Origin of the sequence: Kitasatospora sp. SC0581 (genome assembly GCF_048159585.1) — a bacterium.
In the GTDB taxonomy this organism is placed as follows: Bacteria; Actinomycetota; Actinomycetes; order Streptomycetales; family Streptomycetaceae; genus Kitasatospora.
Genome location: NZ_JBLRWA010000004.1, coordinates 119,326 through 136,378, shown reverse-complemented (window position 1 = coordinate 136,378; position 17,053 = coordinate 119,326). Strand labels below are relative to the sequence as shown.

Sequence of the window (17,053 nt, the reverse complement as noted above, 5' to 3'; positions counted from 1 at the left end):
GCACCCCGAACACGTCGATCGCCCAACAGCCCGACCAAGGAGCCCCGTTGTCCACGAACCGCTACCACTGGGACCGCTCGCACCCCGGCCTGACCAGCCTCCAGCAGGCCATCGACCCGCTGCGCCGCGAGGTGGTCGAGCACTCGGTGTACCGCTCGCTCACCGGCATCGAGCGGGTCCGCACCTTCCTCGGCAGCCACGTCTTCGCCGTCTGGGACTTCATGTCGCTGCTCAAGAGCCTCCAGCGCGACCTCACCTGCGTGGACGTGCCGTGGGTCCCGAACGGCCCGACCGCCAGCCGCCGGCTGATCAACGAGATCGTGCTGGTCGAGGAGAGCGACGAGCTCGGCGAGGGCTACACCAGCCACTTCGAGCTGTACGTCGAGGGCATGCGGCAGGCCGGTGCCGACCCGCGCCCGATCGAGGAGTTCCTGGCCCTGCTGGGCTCCGGCACCGCCGTACCGGACGCCCTGAAGAACGCCGGAGTGCCGCAGCCCGCCCTGGACTTCACCTCCACCACCTGGTCGATCGTGGAGAACGCGCCGGTGCACTGCCGGGCCGCCGCCTTCGCCTTCGGCCGCGAGGACCTGATCCCGGACATGTTCACCCAGGTCATCCGGATCGACGACCCCGAGGGCGCGCTCACCGTCTTCAAGGACTACCTGGCCCGTCACATCGAGGTCGACGGCGAGCAGCACACCCCGATGGCGATGCAGATGCTGATCGACCTGTGCGGCGACGACCAGGACAAGTGGGACTCCTGCGCCGAGACGGTCCGCACCGCGCTGCGCGCCCGGCTCCAGCTGTGGACCGCGATCGAGCGGTCCTTCTGAGGCCTGCCGGAGGACGTCCGCGGCCACTGTGGAAGGGCGCCCATGGGGAACCGACATCCCCCGTGGGCGCCCTTCCGCCGCCGGGGCCTGCCTTCGCACCCGCACCGGCGGGGCGGCTCAGAGCACCTTGGGCAGCACCCCGGCCGAGGCGGGCGGCCGGTCCCCGGCCCTGCGGAACCGGTGCAGCGCCGCCCGGCCCTCCGCCCCGCGCACCCGGGCGGCGAGCCGGGCCGGCAGCACCACGGTGGCCAGCCGGCCCTCGCCCCGGAACCCCTCGACCGTCCAACAGACCCAGGGAATCGGATAGTTGGCCGCAGGACTGAACAGCACGGGCCGCTTCCCCTGGAAGCTCACCGCATAGGCGCCGAAGCCGCTCCAGTTGGAGAAGCTGAACCGGCGCGCCGCCGGGTCGAAGCCCAGCGGCACGCAGTCGCGCAGCCGCGAGCGGCCGAGGGTGGCCAGGAACCACAGGTTGGCGCGGAGGTTGAGGTGCGCGGTCGGGAACTCCTCGACCGCCGTACGCAGTGCGCCCGCGAGCACCGCCGGTCCTTCCTCGGGCCGGTGCGGCAGATGGACCTCGCTGAGGAGGTTGCCGAGCAGCGCGGGCGACAGGCCCAGCCAGCGGCGCGCGTTGACCGGCACGGTCAGCATCCGCTCGGCGTCGTCCCCGTCCAACTCCCGCAGGGTGCTGAGGAGGTGGGCGCAGAGCACGTCCCCGGAGGAGAGCCGGCGCCCGGCCGCCAGTCCGAACTCCTCGCGCATCCGGGCCAGTTCGGCGTCGGTGAAGGCGATCTGGACGATCCGGTTGGCGCGCGGCCCGACCGCCACCTCCCGGGCCAGCAGCTCCGCCTCCGCCGCCGAGGGCAGCCGGAAGCCGGGTCGGCCGCAGTCCTCGTCCGGGAGCACCTCGGCCAGCAACTCGTCCTGGTCGTCGACGAGTTCGGCCTTCGGCAGCGGTTCGCCCTCGACCGCCGCGGACCAGGTCCGCAGCAGCAGCATGAAGCTGTGCAGGTCGCCGATCGCATGGTGCCAGGAGCAGCCGAGCACCGTGCCGCCGTCGGCCGTGCGGGTGAGGCGCACGGTGAGCAGCGGGACGCCGCCGTCGCGGGCGGCGGGGGCGTCCAGCGGGGCGACCAGTTCGGCGCCGGCCGCCGTCGCCCGGCCCATCGCCTCAGCGAGCGTGCCCTCCACGGTGTAGACCTCGAACGGCACACCGGTGTCGTCGCAGACCGCCTCCAGGACGCCCTCGACGGTGCGCAGCCTTCCGGCGAAGACCGGCACCCGCTCCAGCGCCCGGGCCAGGCCGACGGCGAGCCGGTCGTCGTCCAGCGGGTGCTCGAAGCAGAGCACGACCGAGACGGCGAGGTCGGCGAGCATGGTGTCCATCAGCCCGCAGCGCAGCACCCGGCCGGTGGCGTGCCCGGCCCGGACGGTCCGGGATCTTCGCAACTGCGGCCAGATGCTCATGGGTTCCGTTCCGAAGCACTCGACGACTCCCGGTGACGCGCGGGCGCGTTCCGGCGGCGCGCGATCCGCGGGCACGCCGAACGATAGTGGCGCGCGGAGGCAGTGGTCCAGTCCAATCCCGCACTCCGGCAGGGCTCTTCGGCCGGTGCGGCGACAGCGACGGCGATAGAATGCGCAGCATGGGAGAGCGCCCCGGCGCACCCTCCGCGCCGCCCCTCGTCCTGGTCACCGGCACCGCGTCGCGGGTGATCGACCCGACCCGGGCCTACCACCTCGGCCGCGACCCGACCAGCGAGATCGTCCTGGACGACCCCCGGGTGTCCTGGCACCACGCGATCCTGCGCGCCACCGGAGGGCACTGGCTGCTGGAGGACGTCGACAGCACCAACGGCACGTACGACGAGGGCCGGCGGGTCAGCCGCGAGGAGGTCGGCCCGGGCACCCGGCTGCGCTTCGGCGACCCGGCCGACGGCCCGTCCGCGGCCTTCGCCGGCCTTCCGATACCCACCGCGCACAAGCGGCCGTCGCTGGTCGCCCCGCACCTCTCCGGCACCTTCCGCCGCCCGAGCGCCGTCCACCGGCTGCTCGGCCGCACCGTCCGGATCGGCCGCTCGCGCGACAACGACCTGGTCCTGGACAACCTGGTGGTCTCCCGGTACCACGCCGAGCTGCGCGCGCTGCCCGACGGCGGCCACGAGATCGTCGACCTGGACAGCCACAACGGCACCTACCTCAACGGCCGCCCCGTCCAGCGCGCCCCGGTCGGCCCGGCGGACATCGTCGGCATCGGCCACTCCGCGCTCTGCCTGGCCGACGGCCGGCTGGTCGAGTACACCGACACCGGCGAGGTCTCCCTGGACGTCCGGCACCTGGTGGTCCGGGTCGGCCCCGACCACCGGGTGCTGCTGGACGACGTCGGCTTCCCGCTCGCCGAGAAGGCGCTGCTCGCGGTGGCCGGGCCGAGCGGCGCGGGCAAGTCCACCCTGCTCAACGCGCTCACCGGGCTGCGCCCCGCCGACCAGGGCACGGTGCTGTACGACGGGCGCGACCTCTACCGCGACTACGCCGAGCTGCGCCGCCGGATCGGCCTGGTGCCGCAGGACGACATCCTGCACACCCAGCTCACCGTCCACCGCGCCCTGTCCTACGCCGCCGAGCTGCGCTTCCCCGGCGACACCGACCCGCACGAGCGGGAGGCCCGGGTCCGCGAGGTGATCCACGAACTGGGCCTGGACGGCCGCGCCGACCAGGTGATCGCCAGCCTCTCCGGCGGCCAGCGCAAACGGGTCAGCGTCGCGCTGGAGCTGCTCACCAAGCCGTCCCTGCTCTTCCTCGACGAGCCGACCTCCGGGCTGGACCCGGGCATGGAGCGCTCGGTGATGCGGATGCTGCGCGGGCTCGCCGACGACGGCCGGACGGTGGTCGTGGTGACGCACAGCGTGCTGAGCCTGAGCGTCTGCGACCGGCTGCTGGTGCTGGCCCCGGGCGGGCGGACGGCGTACTACGGGCCGCCCGGCGAGGCGCTGGGCTTCTTCGGCTACGAGGAGTGGCCGGAGGCCTTCGAGGCCTTCGAGGACGAGGACCACGACAGCTGGCAGCAGCGGTTCCGCGGCTCCCCGCAGTACGCGCGCTACGTGGCGGCCGAGGGCGGGCCGACGCCGTCGCCCCGTCCGCACCCCCATCCGCACCCGACCCCGCACGGGCCCGCCGCGTCGGCCATGCCCGCCCCTCCCGCCGCTCCCGCCGCTCCCGTGATCGACTGGGACAAGCCGCAGGGCTGGTTCTCCCAACTGGGCACCCTGGTACGCCGGTACACCGCGGTGCTGGCCGCCGACCGGCTCTTCCTCACCATCATGGTGGTGCTGCCCTTCGTGATCGGCCTGATGTGCCGGGCGATGGCCGGCTCCCGGCTCTCCCCCGACAACGCCGTCAACTGCCTGCTCACGCTCTGCATCGGCGGGCTGCTCACCGGCGCCGCCAACTCGGTGCGCGAACTGGTCAAGGAGCGCGCGATCTACCGGCGGGAGCGGGTGGTCGGGCTGTCCAGATCGGCCTACCTGGTCTCCAAGGTGGTGGTGCTCGGCACCGTCACGGTGGCCCAGGCCGCGGTGCTGACCGTGGTCGGCCTGGCCGGGGTGGACCTCTCCTTCGCGGTGCCGACCGGGGTGGTGATGCCGCAGCTGCCCGAACTGATCCTCGCGGTCGCGCTGCTCGCCTTCTCGGCGATGATGCTCGGCCTGGTGGTCTCGGCGCTGGTGGGCAAGGAGGAGGCCACCATGCCGCTGCTGGTGCTCCTCTCGGTGGTGCAGATCGTCTTCAGCGGCCTGATGCTCAAGCTGCACGGCGTCCCGGGGCTGGAGCAGTTCGCCTGGCTGGTCCCGTCGCGCTGGGGCCTGTCGGCGATGGCGCGCACCGTCGAGCTGCACGGCATCTTCCCGAACGCGATCACCGCCGACCCGATGTTCCGGCACCAGCGCACCGGCTGGCTGGTGGGCATCGCGCTGCTGCCCGCGCTCTCGCTGCTGTACGGCCTGGTGGTGCTGGCCCTGCTGCGGCGGCACGAGCCGAGCATCATGCGGCGCTAGCGGAAGGGCGACCGCCGCATGGACGAGTTCGCGTTCCGCCCCACCCACGTCGCCCCGCCGGACGGGATGGCCTCCTGGGCGGCACCCGACCCGGCCCGGCCCGACGCCCGGCTCGACGCGCTGCTGCCGCTGCAACTGCTCGACCGCCGGGGCGACTGGGCGCGGATCCTCTGCTCCAACGGCTGGACCGCCTGGGTGGACGGCCGCCTGCTGGTCGCGCTGCCGCAGCCACCGCCCGCCGCCGGCGGCCCGCCCGCGCGGACCGCCGACCCGCGACCGGCGCTCGCCGAGGCCGGGGGCGCACTCGACCGCTACCGCGCCCTGCTGGAGGACCTCGCCGGTGGCGCCCTCGACCTGGGGGCCTTCCGGGAGCGCACCCGGGGCCTGCGGATCGGCCTGGTGGTGGACGGCGAGGCGGTCTGGCTGTTCGACCCGGTGCACGACCGCTGGTGCTACGGCGACGGGCTCCAGCTCCAGACGTACGCGGCCACCGACCGGCCCAGCCCCTCGCCCGCGCCCTCGCCCGCGCACGGCCCGTCCGCGGAGGGCCCGTCCGCCCCCACCCGGACCGGTGAGCCGTGACCTCCGCCGAGCGCGACGGCGTCGAGCGGCCGTCCGCCGCACGCGAGGCCGCCAAGCGGGATGTCCCCGAGCGCGACGCCGCCAAGCGGGACGCCACCGAGCGGGACGCCACCGGTCTGCCCGCCGGGCTGGTCGGGCGGCGGGTCGCCGGCTACCGGCTGGAGAACGAGATCGGGCGCGGCGGCATGGCCGTGGTCTACCGGGCCAAGGACCTGCGGCTCGGCCGGACCGTCGCGGTCAAGCTGCTCGCCCCCGAGCTGGCCCGCAACGAGGTGTTCCGGCAGCGGTTCATGCACGAGTCGGAGGCCGCCGCCGCGATCGACCACCCGCACATCATCCCGGTGTTCGAAGCGGGCGAGCAGGACGGCATCCTGTACCTCGCGATGCGCTACGTGGAGGGCGGCGACCTGCGCGCCCTGATCAACCGCTCCGGCCCGTTCCCGGTCGGGCGGGCCGTCCGGTTCGCCCTCCAGATCGCCTCGGCACTGGACGCCGCGCACGACCACGGCCTGGTGCACCGGGACGTCAAGCCGGGCAACGTCCTGGTCGCCGCCGGGACGGACAGCGAGCACCCCGAGCACCTGTACCTGGCGGACTTCGGCCTGACCAAGAAGTCCCTCTCGCTCAGCGGGCTGACCACCGTCGGCCAGATCGTCGGCACGCTCGACTACGCGGCGCCCGAGCAGATCTCCGGCAGGCCGCTGGACGGGCGCTGCGACCAGTACGGCCTCGGCTGCGTGGTCTTCGAGATGCTCGCGGGCGCCCCGCCGTTCCGCCGGGAGAGCGACCTCGCGCTGCTCTGGGCGCACCTCAACGACCCTCCGCCCGCACTGCGCGACCACCGGCCCGACCTGCCGGCCGCCGTCGGGGCGGTGGTCGCCCGGGCGCTGGCCAAGACGCCCGGGGAGCGGTACCCGAACTGCCTGGACTTCGTCGCCGAGCTGCGCGCGGCGAGCACCGCCGCCGCGCCGGAACCGTGGCGCGCCGACGGGCCGCCCACCCGGGTCGTCCCGGCGCTCGCCCCTGACCCGCGCTCGGTGCCCGGGCCGCCCGCCTGGGCCGCACCGGTCGTCCACCCGCCGCCGTCGCCGCCCGCAGGGAGCCGTCCGTCATGAACGCCGTGAGCCAGGTCTTCGCCGTGGTCGCCGCGGCGATCCACCTGATCGTCTGGCCGCTGGAGAGCTTCCTGTACGGGCACCCGCGGGTGCGCCGCGTGCTGACCGGCAGCACGGCGGACGCCCCGGAGGTCCGGCTGTGGCGCGTCAACGTGGGCTTCTACAACCTCTTCCTGGCCCTCGGCCTGGTCGCCGGCCTGGTCCTGCTGCACACCGGACACCCGGGGGCCGGGCGGGCGGTGGTGCTCTACGTCGCCGCGTTCATGGTCGCGGGCGGGATCACCCTGTTCACCTCGGAGCCGAAGCTGTGGCGCGGTGCACTCGGCCAGGCCGTCCCGGCGGCGATCATCCTTCTGACGGAGGCTTTCTGACGTTTCATCACCATCTCTTCAGGCGTGCGGCTAAACTCCGCCTACCCCGCGACGGTCGCGGCGGCTGGGGGTGGCAGCAGTGGCGAAGATCCCGATCACCGACCGGTACGTCGTCGGCCTCGGCTGTCGGGTGAGCGTCCAGCAGGGCCTCACCTCGACGAAGGTCAGCTGGAGCGTCGCACACCTGCCGGAGGGCGGCTCGCCCCGGCCCACCGGCGGCAACAAGGAGATCGGCGTCATCTGCCCGCGCTGCCGGCGTTCCTTCTCCGTCCGGGTGGAGACCGCCACCAGGGCGCGGGTCAAGCGGCTGGTCCACCGGACGGTGGGCTGGCTGCTGGTGCTCTCGCTGCTGGCCCTCGTCCCGATGCTGGTCCAGCTGGGCGGCCGGACCGTCGAGGAGGGCGACGACCAGGCCGTCGACAACATCGGTCTGCTCTTCACGCTGGCCGCCGCGGGCGTGGTCGTCGGACCGTCGCTGCTGCTCAGTGCGGGCATCCACGACGGCATCGGGAAACTCCGGCTCATCCGGGCCGACGGCCGCAAGACCATGTGGGTGCGGGGCCACCGGCTGTTCTGAGCCGGGCCACGCCCCCCGCACCTGTCACTCGGCGTCCGCCGGTACCTCGCCGCGGTGCCGCACCCGGGTGGCGAGCAGGGCGCCGAGCGCGCCGGTCAGCAGCCCCCAGCCCGCCGCGAGCGGCACCGCCGTCCAGAGCACCGGGCGCAGGGTGAGGCTCCCGCCGCCCAGCCCGGCCAGCGGGTTGCCGCCGCCGAGCACGGCGCCCAGCAGGTCGCCCAGGCCGCCCTGGCCGAGGCCGACACCGAGCACGGAGAGCCCGTAGTCGGCGTCCACCCGGGTCCACAGACCCACCAGCAGCACGGTGACGGCGGTGGCGAGCGCGAACCGGACGGCGTGCCGCCAGAGCCGGACGGTGCGCGGCGCGCGGCGGGCCGCCAGGAAGGCGGCGGCGAGCAACAGGACGGCGGCCAACGGCAGCAGCCACCAGCTGCGGGCGTCCTGCTCCGCGAGGGCGCCGAGGTCGATGGTCGCCGGCCCGCCCCCGGGGGTGCGCAGCACCGCGCTGAGCGGCTTGGGGACGGGCAGGCCGAGCCCGCCGACCAGCCGCCCGTGCCACGTGGCGCCGAGCCCGATGCCGAAGGCCAGCCAGACCAGGTCGGGCAGCGCGAGCAGCACCACGGCCAGGGTCTGCCGGGGGTTCCCGTGCACGACCGCGGTCAGCACCCCGGCCACCGCACCGATCGCCAGGTACGCCAGCAGGACCAGCCAGAGCGCGAACGCGGGCGGGCGGACGGCGAGTTGGTAGCGCACCAGGGCGGGCGGCAGCGGGGCCCGCCGGGACACCGCGAAGGTGACCGCGAACACCACCAGCAGCCAGGCCAGCCCGATGCCCACGGTGGTCGGGCCGTCCGCGCGGAAGCCGAGCTCCGGGGTCAGCCCGAGCGCGCCGCCGATCGACTGGGCCAGGTCGCCGCCGAGCGGGACGACGAAGCTGTGCCGGGCGCCGAGGGTGAGCAGCACCAGGGCGAGCACCCAGAGCAGCACCGTCCGGCCGATCCGCCCGAGCAGCTCACCGCCGCCCGCGACCGCGCGGAAGCGCAGCTGGCGCAGGAACACCTCGGCCATCGCGACCGCGCCGACCACCGAGACGCTCAGCGGCATCGCGCTGATCCCGGCCCCGACCGCCGCGAAGTCCCCGGCGCCGCCGTCGAGTTCGACAGTGCCGCCGACGGCGAGCGCGAGCGTCGCGGCCAGCACGGCGGGGAAGCCGCCATCCGGGAGGTCGTCGGCGCCGGCCAGCCAGAGACCGAGCGCGGCCACCGCCGCCATCGCGACCAGCCCGGCCAGCACCACGGCGAGCGCGTCCAGCCAGCCGCGTACGGCGCCGGGCGGGCCCGCGGCCCGGGTGGTGGGCTGCTGCATGCCGCCTCCTCGTCGCTCGCGGGGTGCACAGGGGTCCGGCCCGGGCGCGGCGCGATCGATCTCCGATCTACGCCCGTTCTACGCCCGTTCTACGTCCGGTCGACTCCCGGCCGGGTTCCGGCCGGGTTCCGGCCGGGTTTCCAGGGTGGCCGACGGTCGGCGGGCACGCTCGGCGACGCCCCGGCACCTGCTGTTGCGGCGAACGGGGCAACGGGGGAGAAAGGGAAGCCACTGGCAGGAGCCTCCCGAGCCGGCCCCGGTCGGCCGACCGCCTGCGAAACGGAGCCTCGATGACCTCCCAACCGCCTCCGTCCGGCCTGCCCGGCAGGCCCGGTGAACCTCCGCACGGTCCGCCGTCCGGTCCCCCGTCCGGGCCGTTGGCCGGTCGACCGTCCGGCGGCGGTACGGCCGGTCCGCCGTCCACGCCCCCTCCGCCCTCGGGCCCGTCCGGGGCCGCCGGGGCGGGTGGCGCCGGGAGTGCGAGTGGTCCCGGCGGTGCGAGCGGGCCGGGCGGGCCGTCCGGACCGGGCGGCACGGGCGGGCCCGGCGGGCCGTCGTCCGGCGGGCCCGGACGCGGGGCGCGCACGCCGTGGTGGCGCTCCGGGAAGGGGCTGGCGCTGGCGGCGGGCACGGTGGCGGTGGCCGTGGTGGCCACCGTGCTGATCGTCAACAACCAGGGCGGCAACCACCCGGCCGTGCCGACCGCGAACGAGGTCGCCCTGCAGGCCCCGGCCGATCCCGGGCCGGACCCGTTCACCCCGTCGGTGGAGACCCAGGGGGTGAGCGCCCCCGCACCCGGCTCCGCCGTCCCGACCCCCGCCCCGACCGTCACCCCGACGGCGCAGCACCCGGGCGGCGCCTCGTCCCGGAGCGGTTCGCCAACCGCGCTCCACAGCGTCGAGGGCAGCTCGGCCGGGCTGTACGCCGGGTCGATGGGCAAGCCGAGCTGCGACACCGAGCGCCTGGTCGGGATGCTCTCGACCGGGGACACCGGGCGCGCCTGGGCCTCCGCCGCCAGCATCGCGCAGGCCGACGTCCCCGGCTACCTGCGCTCGCTGACCTCCGCCTACCTGCGGGTGGACACCCGGGTGACCAACCACACCTACAAGAGCGGCGCGGTGGTCGAGTACCAGTCCGCACTGGAGGCGGGCACCGCCGTCCTGGTGGACGCCCAGGGCGTGCCCCGGGTGCGCTGCTCCTGCGGCAACCCGCTGAAGCCGCCGGCGCTGGTGAGCAACGCGAGGTACACCGGGAAGGCCTGGGCGGGCTTCCAGCCGTCCACGCTGATCATCGTGGTGCCGGCAGCCCGACCGGTGACCGAGATCATCCTGGTGAACGTCGAGACCGGCGGGTGGTTCTCCCGGATGACCGGGCGGGTCGAGGTCGTGGACCGACCGGCCGAACCGCCGAAGGGGCCCCTGGTGCCCGGCATCCCGCCGCCGGGCCCGTGGACGCCGTCCACACCCTCGGCCACCTCCTCGACCTCCCCCGGCACGACCTCGCCCGGCACGCCGACGAGTTCGGGTGCCACCCCCTCGGGCTCCACAGGCGCCGGAGTCACCTCCTCGGGCCCGACGACCCCCGGAGCCACGTCCCCGACCAGCTCGGGTCAGCCGCCGGGGACGGCCACGACGACCAGCACCCCGCCCCCGTCCACGGTGACCACCGGCACACCGACGCAGACCCAGACACAGACGCCGACACCGGTCACCAGGACGCCCTCCCCCGCGACGACGACCACCGCCGCCACGACGGCAACCGGGACCACGGCGACGACCACCACCGCCCAGGCGCCGACCGCGACCTGCGCGAGCACCGCGCCGTCCACCCTGCCGCCCTGCCCGACCGCGAGTGCCGCCACGCCGAGCTGACCCGGCGCACGCCCCACTCCGCCCCGCTGCCATCGACCCTCACCCGGCCGGTGGCAGCGGCACATCTCAGGGCACGGACCTCAGGGCAGCAGCACCTTCGCGTCCTCGGGCCCGAGCACCCGGCCGTCCGCCGAGCGCACCTCGACCGGCGCGACGGGCGCACCGGACTCGCGGTCCACCAGACGCGCCCGGGGCTCGCCCTCCTCGAAGAACCACTGGTCGCCCCACTGCCGCAGCGCCGTGATCACCGGGAACAGCGCACGGCCCTTCTCGGTGAGCACGTACTCCTGGTACGGGCTGCCGTCGGCGGCCGGCGCGAGCTCGAACACGCCGTTGGCGACCAGGCCGGCCAGGCGGGAGGACAGGATGTTCTTGGCCAGGCCGAGGTTCTTCTGGAACTGCCCGAAGCGGCGCAGTCCGTCGAAGGCGTCACGGACGATCAGCAGCGTCCAGCCGTCGCCGACGACGTCGAGCGGACGGGCGACCGGGCAGGCCGATTCCTCGTGCGTGGTGCGTTTCGGCACTTCTCCCACCTCTCAGCTCTCACCGGTCGGCGCCCAGCGTACCGATCAGAGCATGGTTGCTTATTAAAACCAGGGTATGCCATGGTGTCGCGGTAGCACTTTGAAACCACCATGCCCCTTCGAGGGAGTCCCGCCCATGACCTCACCCACCCGCGCATCCGCCGAGGACCCGACCGCCGCCGACCCGACCGCCGACGCCCTGGCCAAAGCCCCGGCCGACACCCCCACCGGGGCTCCGCCGCGCGGCCTGTCACCGGCCGTCGCCTGGCTGCTCTCCGTCGCCTGCGGCCTCGCCGTGGCCAACGTCTACTACTCGCAGCCACTGCTCGACCTGATCGCCCGGGACTACGGCATCGCCCCGGCGACCATCGGCCTGGTCGGCACCCTCACCCAGACGGGCTACGCCCTCGGCCTGCTCCTGCTCGTGCCGCTCGGCGACCACGTCAACCGCCGCACCCTGATCACCTCCCAGCTCGGCCTGTCCGTCCTCGCCCTCCTCGCCGTCGCACTCGCCCCCTCCGCTCCGCTGCTGCTCCTCGCGATGGCCGCCGTCGGCGTCCTCGCCGTCGTCGCCCAGGTGGTCGTCGCCTACTCCGCCCAACTCGCCGCCCCGGGCGACCAGGGGCGGGTGGTCGGCACCGTGACCAGCGGCATCGTGGTCGGCATCCTGCTCGCCCGCACCGTCGCCGGGACCATCGGCGACCTGGCCGGCTGGCGCGCCGTCTACGTCGTCTCCGCCGTCGCCACCGCCGCCATGGCCCTCGCCGTCGCGGCCGCCGTCCCGTCCGAGCGGCACCGGGCGGCCGAGCGGATCGGCTACCCGCGGCTGGTCGGCTCGGTGTTCACGCTCTTCGCCCAGGAGCGCGTGCTCCGGGTCCGGGCCGTCCTCGCGCTGCTCGGCTTCACCTCCGTCACCGTGCTGCTCACCCCGATGGTGCTCCCGCTCGCCGCGCCTCCCTTCAACCTCAGCCACACCCAGATCGGGCTCTTCGGCCTGGCCGGCGCCGCCGGAGCGCTCGGCGCCGGGTACGCCGGCCGCCAGGCCGACCGCGGCCGGGCCGAACGCACCGCCGGCATCGGCCTGCTGGCCATGCTGGTCGGCTGGCTCCCGGCCGCGCTGCTGCCGCACTCGGTCTGGTGGCTGGTGCTCGCCATGGTGGTGATCGACTACGGCCTGCAGTCCGTCCACGTCGCCAACCAGCACCTCCTCTACCAGGTCCGCCCGGAGGCGCAGAGCCGCCTGACCGCCGGCTACATGCTGCTCTACTCCGCCGGGTGCGGCGCGGGCGCGATCCTGTCCACCGTCGTCTACGACCACGGCGGCTGGACGGCCGTCTGCCTGCTCGGCGCCGCCACCAGCCTCACCGCGCTCGGCTACTGGTGGACGGCGGCCCGCCGCTGACGGCCGATCGGCCATCGGCCCCGCCGCCTACGCGTCCGCCACCGGCGCCTCCGCCGACGACGCCGCGGCGAGGACCTCCCGCAGCGTCCGTATGCCCTCGCGCCAGGCCGCCGCCTCCCCCGACTCGTCCCACAGCTCCGCGAGCTCCGACTCCTCCGCGACCACCCGGTCGAGCGCCGCCACCGCGAGCGGGCGCAGCTCGGCGGAGAGCGGCGGGACCGGCTCCTTGGGCCCGTAGGCGCTGGTCACCGCCGCCCCGCCCGGGCACTGCGCCGCCACCAGCGCGGCGGAGGCGACCGCCTCCACCGCCTCGTCCGAGTCCAGGAACTCCTCCGCCCGGACGGCGTACAGCAGCGCCGACCGGAGCAGCGCCTCCCGCTCGCCCGGCGCCGCGTCGTCCAGTCCGCCGCAGAAGTCCGCCGCCGAGTCGTTGTCGAAGTGCCCGATGTCCCAGGTGCCCATGCCGATCCCCTCACGCCGTTCGTGTTCGTGTGCGACGGATGCTTGCACACGGCACTGACAATCGGCCGGGCCGAGGGATATTCGCTGGTCAGGGCCGACCGCGGTGGGGCAGAGTGCCCCCATGACCACGATTCAGGGGCTGGACCGGGACGGGTACATCGCACGGGAGGGCTCGCTCGACCGCGTGCCGCCGGCGTTCGCGCCGGTGGTCGCCGCGGCCCGGGAGCGGATCGCCGCGGCCTTCGCCCCCGACCGGCTGCACAGCGCCTACCTCTACGGCAGCCTCCCGCGCGGCACCGCCACCCCCGGCGTCTCCGACCTCGACCTGCTGCTCGCCCTGCGCCACGAACCCACCGCCGCGGACCGGGCGGAGGCCGACGCCCTCGAAGCCGCGCTCGACGGGGAGTTCGCGCAGGTGAACGGGGTCGGCGTGGTGCTGGCCGGCACGGACACCCTGCTGAGCGAGCTCGAACGCCACGACCTCGGCTGGTTCGTCGCCTGCCTCTGCACCCCGCTGCTCGGCGAGGACCTCGCCGCCCGGCTCCCCCGCTACCGCCCCACCTCGCTGCTCGCCCGGGAGACCAACGGCGACCTGGCCCTGGTCCTCCCGCTCTGGCACGAGCGCCTGGCCGCCGCCACCACGGAGGCCGAACTGCGCGGCCTCACCCGCGCCGTCTCCCGCCGCCTCGTCCGCACCTGCCTCACCCTGGTCATGCCCCGCTGGGGCGGCTGGACCAGCGACCTCGCCGCCTCCGCCGAGATATTCGCCGGCTACTACCCCGAGCGCGCCGCCCAAGCGCGCCTGGCCACCGCCCTCGCCCGCGGCCGCACCCCCGACCGGGCCGCCCTCACCGTGCTCGTCGACGACCTGGGCCCCTGGCTCGCCGCCGAGTACGCCGCCGTCCACGGCGTGAAGGCACCGCGCCCGTGACGGCAGCACGCCCGTGACGGAACCGCACCCGGACGGCCGGCCCTACGACCCGGACCACCGGTGCGTCCCGCTCCCGCCGGCCCACGGCATGCTCGTCCCGGACGTCGTCGGCGGGCGGATCGAGTACGTCGAGGTCCTCGACCCGGCAGCCGCTCCGGGACACCAGCCCCGGCCGGGGCTGAACTCCCCGCCGCCGCAGGGGCTTCAGTCCACGCACGGGATCCCGCCCGCCTTCACCGCCGGCCCCTGCATCGGCAGCCCCGCCGCCGAGTCGGCGGAGGTCTCACCCGGCGCGGCCGACGGCACGGCCGTCGGGCTCGGGGTGCGGGAGACGGCGAGGGTGAGCAGGACGCGTCCCGCGGGGATCCCCGACGAGAAGACCGCGTTCACCCCGTAGCGGGCGGCGAGGCGCTGCGCCTCGGCCTTGGCCCCGGCTCCGTACCCGACCGCGGTGGCCCGGGTCCTGGCCGGGGCGTCGCCGATCCGGCCCGTCTGGTAGCCGAGTTCGGCCAGCGCCCGGGACTCGTTGGCCGCCGCCCCAGCCCCCGCGACCGCGTTGATGTCGACCACCGCCTTGGGCGTCGCGCTCGGCGCCGGGGTCGCGGAGGGCGACGGGGCCGGGTCGCCCGGCGCGTCCCCGGACGGCGCGACGGGCACGACGGCGGGGACGGCCGGCGCCGGCTCGTGCTTGAAGAGCTGCCGGACGATCTTCCTGATCAGGTCCGGGTTGACGGTGTTGACCTCCTGCCCGCCGACCGTCTTGAAGCCGCTGATCGGCAGGGTGTTGAACTCCACGTTGCCGCCGGTCAGGTTGGGCGCCTGCTGGGCGAAGTCGAGGATGTTCCACTCGTTGTCGATGACCACGTCCTTCTTCACCACCGCGAACAGCTTCTGCATCTGCCCGAGGTCGTTCAGAATGCCCTGCTGCTTGAGCCGGTACTCGACGGAGGAGAGGAACGCCTGCTGCCGGTGGGTGCGGTCGAGGTCGCCGTTGGTGAGGTGGTGGCGCTGGCGGACGAAGGAGAGCGCCTGCGCGGCGTCGAGGGAGCTGATCCCGGCCGGGAGCTTGAGGCCGGTGCCGCCGCCCTCATGAGTGGCGGTCCGGGCGATGATCGGGTCGTCCACGGGGTGGTTGAGGCAGACCTGGACCGGCTCGACCGCCTTGGCGATGTCGTAGAAGCCGATCAGGTTCACCTCCGCGAAGTGGTCGATCGGGACGTCCAGGAAGCTCTGCACGGTCCGGATGGTGGCCGAGCGGCCGGCCTCGCGGCTCTGCCGTTCCAGCGCCGCCTTGGAGAGCCCCTTGCCCGCCAGCTTCTGCTCGGCGGCCTCCTTGGCGATGCCGTACGCCTCCTTGATCTTGTGCATCTTCCCGTCCGCGCCGACGGTCTGCACGTAGTCGTCGCGCGGGACGGAGAGCGCGGTGACCTTGCCGCCGTTGGCCGGGATGTGCAGCACGATCAGGGCGTTGGTGTTGTACCCGCCGATCTCGCTGGAGCCGGCGTGCAGTTCGTCCTCCACGAACTGCCGGGGCAGGTCGTTGCCGTCCATGTCCTTGCGGCTGTCCAGGCCGATCAGCAGCAGGTTGACGGACTTGTCGAGGTGCGGCGGGGCGTTCTTCCTGGCCTCGCTCAGCGCGGTGGACTTGATCATGCCGTCGTCCAGGCTGCGGTACTCGTACCAGGTGAAGCCACTGGCGCCGAGCACCGCGACCGAGACGGTGCAGGCCAGGGTGCGCCCGGCGACGGTCAGCGGGGCGGCGGCGCGGCGCGGGTCGTAGCCGCGCCGGCCGCGCAGACCGCGCTGCCCGTGTTGGCCGCGGCCGCCGGTACGGCTGTTGCCGCGCTCAGCCACGGCGGCCCCTTCCGGCCGGGACAGCCGTCCTGCCGGTCCGCCGGCGCTCCGGCACCGCCCGGCGGCGGGCCGCCGTGACACGGACCGCGACCACGACGAGCGCCACCGCCACGGCCGCGGCCATCACCGGGAACGCCCCGACCACCCAGCGCAGTGCGCCGGTGCCGAGGTTCCTCCCCTGGTACTTCCCGGGGTGCGCCAGGTACTCGACGCCCGAGGCGGTGAGCAGCACCACGACCGGAGCGGCCGTCACCACCCACCACCGGCCGGTGCGGCTGCAGAGCAGCGCCGCGGCCGCCGTCCCGAGCACCGAGCCCACCGCGAACAGGAGGCCGACGCCCGGCCCGTCGAGTTCGTCCGCGACCGCTCCGAGCAGCGGCAGCCCGACCGCCGAGAACGCGGCCGCCGTCCCGCCGCGCCGGCGCGCCTGCTGCCTGCGGCGGGCCGCCCCGGGGCGCGGCGACCGGACCTGCCGGGGCGCCGCGGTGTCCGCGCGCCTCCCGGGGGCGCCTGCGGCTCCCGCACCGGCCGGCCAGGAGCGCTGGGCGGGCAGGGCGCGGTCCTCGGTGCGGGGCCCCGCGTCCTGGTACGGCGTTCTCGCCCGCTGACCGGCCATGCGCACTTCCCTCGATCGTTGCGGCTGCGGCGGCGCGATCGCACCACCGCGCGTGCCGGGACGCCGTCGGTCCTGCCGGGGCCCTGGCGGCGCCCTGGTGACGTCCTGGTGGGGACCAAGCCTCTACATTGCTGTAGAGGTTGGGCTGGAGCATACAAAACCCATTTCAGCAAAGTCATCCGCTGCCACCCGGCAGCGACCGACCGCCTGGTGGACCGTCGTTAGGATGGTCATGATCCCCGCCACGTCGGCACACCATCAGGAACGCATCAGAGGAGCAGAGCGTCACCATGTTTGAGAGTCTGAAGAACCTCGCGGGCAAGGCCACCGACCTCGCCCGTGACCACGGCGACGTGATCGGGCAGGGCCTGGACAAGGTCGGCGACGCGATCGACGACCGCACGGACGGCAAGTACAGCGGGCAGATCGACACCGGCGTCGAGAAGGCGAAGGACTTCCTGCGCAACCTCGACGGCGACCAGAAGCCCGCCGAGTAAC

16 protein-coding genes are annotated in these 17,053 nt (G+C 74.7%); 10 read left to right on the top strand and 6 right to left on the bottom strand.

Features of this window, described 5'->3' with window-relative positions; genetic code table 11:
- The first annotated feature begins 47 nt into the window (after positions 1-47).
- Positions 48-833, top strand: coding sequence for a DUF3050 domain-containing protein (locus ACLWS4_RS09845; RefSeq protein ID WP_074004880.1), 786 nt, complete (start codon positions 48-50; stop codon positions 831-833).
- A 117-nt stretch (positions 834-950) separates the two neighbouring features.
- Here ACLWS4_RS09845 and ACLWS4_RS09840 read toward each other — a convergent pair whose 3' ends face one another.
- The gene (locus tag ACLWS4_RS09840) at positions 951-2,300 is read right to left on the bottom strand and encodes an acyltransferase (protein WP_416873815.1); all 1,350 of its coding nucleotides are present in this window, start codon (positions 2,298-2,300) and stop codon (positions 951-953) included.
- Between the two features lie 179 nt (positions 2,301-2,479).
- On the opposite strand from ACLWS4_RS09840, the gene ACLWS4_RS09835 reads away from it, so the two are divergent.
- The 5 genes from ACLWS4_RS09835 (at position 2,480) to ACLWS4_RS09815 (ending at position 7,530) form a co-directional block, all read left to right on the top strand.
- A complete protein-coding gene (locus ACLWS4_RS09835) occupies positions 2,480-4,885 on the top strand; it encodes an FHA domain-containing protein (RefSeq protein ID WP_416873814.1) in 2,406 nt (801 codons plus the stop codon).
- Between the two features lie 18 nt (positions 4,886-4,903).
- Positions 4,904-5,467 carry a hypothetical protein gene (locus ACLWS4_RS09830; RefSeq protein ID WP_416873813.1) on the top strand — a complete coding sequence of 188 codons (564 nt, stop codon included), beginning with the start codon at positions 4,904-4,906 and terminating at the stop codon, positions 5,465-5,467.
- A 116-nt stretch (positions 5,468-5,583) separates the two neighbouring features.
- Positions 5,584-6,582 (top strand): serine/threonine-protein kinase, encoded by a 999-nt coding sequence (locus ACLWS4_RS09825; protein ID WP_416873961.1) that lies wholly within the window; start codon positions 5,584-5,586, stop codon positions 6,580-6,582.
- A complete protein-coding gene (locus tag ACLWS4_RS09820) occupies positions 6,579-6,953 on the top strand; it encodes a DUF1304 domain-containing protein (protein ID WP_074004884.1) in 375 nt (124 codons plus the stop codon). Before ACLWS4_RS09825 ends, ACLWS4_RS09820 begins: the two co-directional genes overlap by 4 nt.
- 79 nt (positions 6,954-7,032) lie before the next feature.
- On the top strand, positions 7,033-7,530 hold the full coding sequence (locus ACLWS4_RS09815; protein WP_049660167.1) for a hypothetical protein: 498 nt from the start codon (positions 7,033-7,035) through the stop codon (positions 7,528-7,530).
- Between the two features lie 24 nt (positions 7,531-7,554).
- Here ACLWS4_RS09815 and ACLWS4_RS09810 read toward each other — a convergent pair whose 3' ends face one another.
- Entirely contained in the window at positions 7,555-8,895 is a 1,341-nt protein-coding gene (locus ACLWS4_RS09810) for a streptophobe family protein (protein ID WP_416873812.1), read from the bottom strand.
- A 644-nt stretch (positions 8,896-9,539) separates the two neighbouring features.
- Here ACLWS4_RS09810 and ACLWS4_RS09805 point away from each other — a divergent pair.
- Entirely contained in the window at positions 9,540-10,766 is a 1,227-nt protein-coding gene (locus ACLWS4_RS09805) for a DUF6777 domain-containing protein (RefSeq protein WP_416873811.1), read from the top strand.
- A gap of 80 nt (positions 10,767-10,846) precedes the next feature.
- Here the strand turns inward: ACLWS4_RS09805 and ACLWS4_RS09800 are convergent, their stop codons facing one another.
- Entirely contained in the window at positions 10,847-11,290 is a 444-nt protein-coding gene (locus ACLWS4_RS09800; protein ID WP_049658043.1) for a winged helix-turn-helix transcriptional regulator, read from the bottom strand.
- Between the two features lie 136 nt (positions 11,291-11,426).
- On the opposite strand from ACLWS4_RS09800, the gene ACLWS4_RS09795 reads away from it, so the two are divergent.
- Positions 11,427-12,692, top strand: a complete 1,266-nt coding sequence (locus ACLWS4_RS09795; protein ID WP_416873810.1) for an MFS transporter — start codon at positions 11,427-11,429, stop codon at positions 12,690-12,692.
- Between the two features lie 27 nt (positions 12,693-12,719).
- Here ACLWS4_RS09795 and ACLWS4_RS09790 read toward each other — a convergent pair whose 3' ends face one another.
- Positions 12,720-13,154: a DUF4259 domain-containing protein gene (locus tag ACLWS4_RS09790; RefSeq protein WP_049658045.1), complete on the bottom strand. Its 435-nt coding sequence runs from the start codon at positions 13,152-13,154 to the stop codon at positions 12,720-12,722.
- 121 nt (positions 13,155-13,275) lie between these two features.
- Between ACLWS4_RS09790 and ACLWS4_RS09785 the strand changes: the two genes are divergently transcribed.
- Positions 13,276-14,085 (top strand): nucleotidyltransferase domain-containing protein, encoded by an 810-nt coding sequence (locus ACLWS4_RS09785; protein WP_416873809.1) that lies wholly within the window; start codon positions 13,276-13,278, stop codon positions 14,083-14,085.
- Positions 14,086-14,289: 204 nt separating this feature from the next.
- On the opposite strand, the gene ACLWS4_RS09780 is transcribed toward ACLWS4_RS09785, so the two are convergent.
- Positions 14,290-15,939, bottom strand: a complete 1,650-nt coding sequence (locus tag ACLWS4_RS09780; protein WP_416873808.1) for an LCP family protein — start codon at positions 15,937-15,939, stop codon at positions 14,290-14,292.
- On the bottom strand, positions 15,932-16,555 hold the full coding sequence (locus ACLWS4_RS09775; protein WP_074004891.1) for a DUF6542 domain-containing protein: 624 nt from the start codon (positions 16,553-16,555) through the stop codon (positions 15,932-15,934). The genes ACLWS4_RS09780 and ACLWS4_RS09775 overlap by 8 nt, the downstream gene beginning before the upstream one ends.
- Positions 16,556-16,845: 290 nt before the next feature.
- On the opposite strand from ACLWS4_RS09775, the gene ACLWS4_RS09770 reads away from it, so the two are divergent.
- Positions 16,846-17,052, top strand: a complete 207-nt coding sequence (locus tag ACLWS4_RS09770) for an antitoxin (RefSeq protein WP_049660325.1) — start codon at positions 16,846-16,848, stop codon at positions 17,050-17,052.
- Position 17,053 lies beyond the last annotated feature (1 nt).

Excerpts from the sequence above, each read along its gene's own strand:
- ACLWS4_RS09830 (WP_416873813.1), top strand. The coding sequence starts at position 4,904 with ATGGACGAGTTCGCGTTCCGCCCCACCCACGTCGCCCCGCCGGACGGG.
- ACLWS4_RS09820 (WP_074004884.1), top strand. The coding sequence starts at position 6,579 with ATGAACGCCGTGAGCCAGGTCTTCGCCGTGGTCGCCGCGGCGATCCAC.
- ACLWS4_RS09785 (WP_416873809.1), top strand. The coding sequence starts at position 13,276 with ATGACCACGATTCAGGGGCTGGACCGGGACGGGTACATCGCACGGGAG.
- ACLWS4_RS09810 (WP_416873812.1), bottom strand. The coding sequence starts at position 8,895 with ATGCAGCAGCCCACCACCCGGGCCGCGGGCCCGCCCGGCGCCGTACGC.
- ACLWS4_RS09770 (WP_049660325.1), top strand. The coding sequence starts at position 16,846 with ATGTTTGAGAGTCTGAAGAACCTCGCGGGCAAGGCCACCGACCTCGCC.
- ACLWS4_RS09775 (WP_074004891.1), bottom strand. The coding sequence starts at position 16,555 with ATGGCCGGTCAGCGGGCGAGAACGCCGTACCAGGACGCGGGGCCCCGC.
- ACLWS4_RS09795 (WP_416873810.1), top strand. The coding sequence starts at position 11,427 with ATGACCTCACCCACCCGCGCATCCGCCGAGGACCCGACCGCCGCCGAC.
- ACLWS4_RS09840 (WP_416873815.1), bottom strand. The coding sequence starts at position 2,300 with ATGAGCATCTGGCCGCAGTTGCGAAGATCCCGGACCGTCCGGGCCGGG.
- ACLWS4_RS09790 (WP_049658045.1), bottom strand. The coding sequence starts at position 13,154 with ATGGGCACCTGGGACATCGGGCACTTCGACAACGACTCGGCGGCGGAC.
- ACLWS4_RS09835 (WP_416873814.1), top strand. The coding sequence starts at position 2,480 with ATGGGAGAGCGCCCCGGCGCACCCTCCGCGCCGCCCCTCGTCCTGGTC.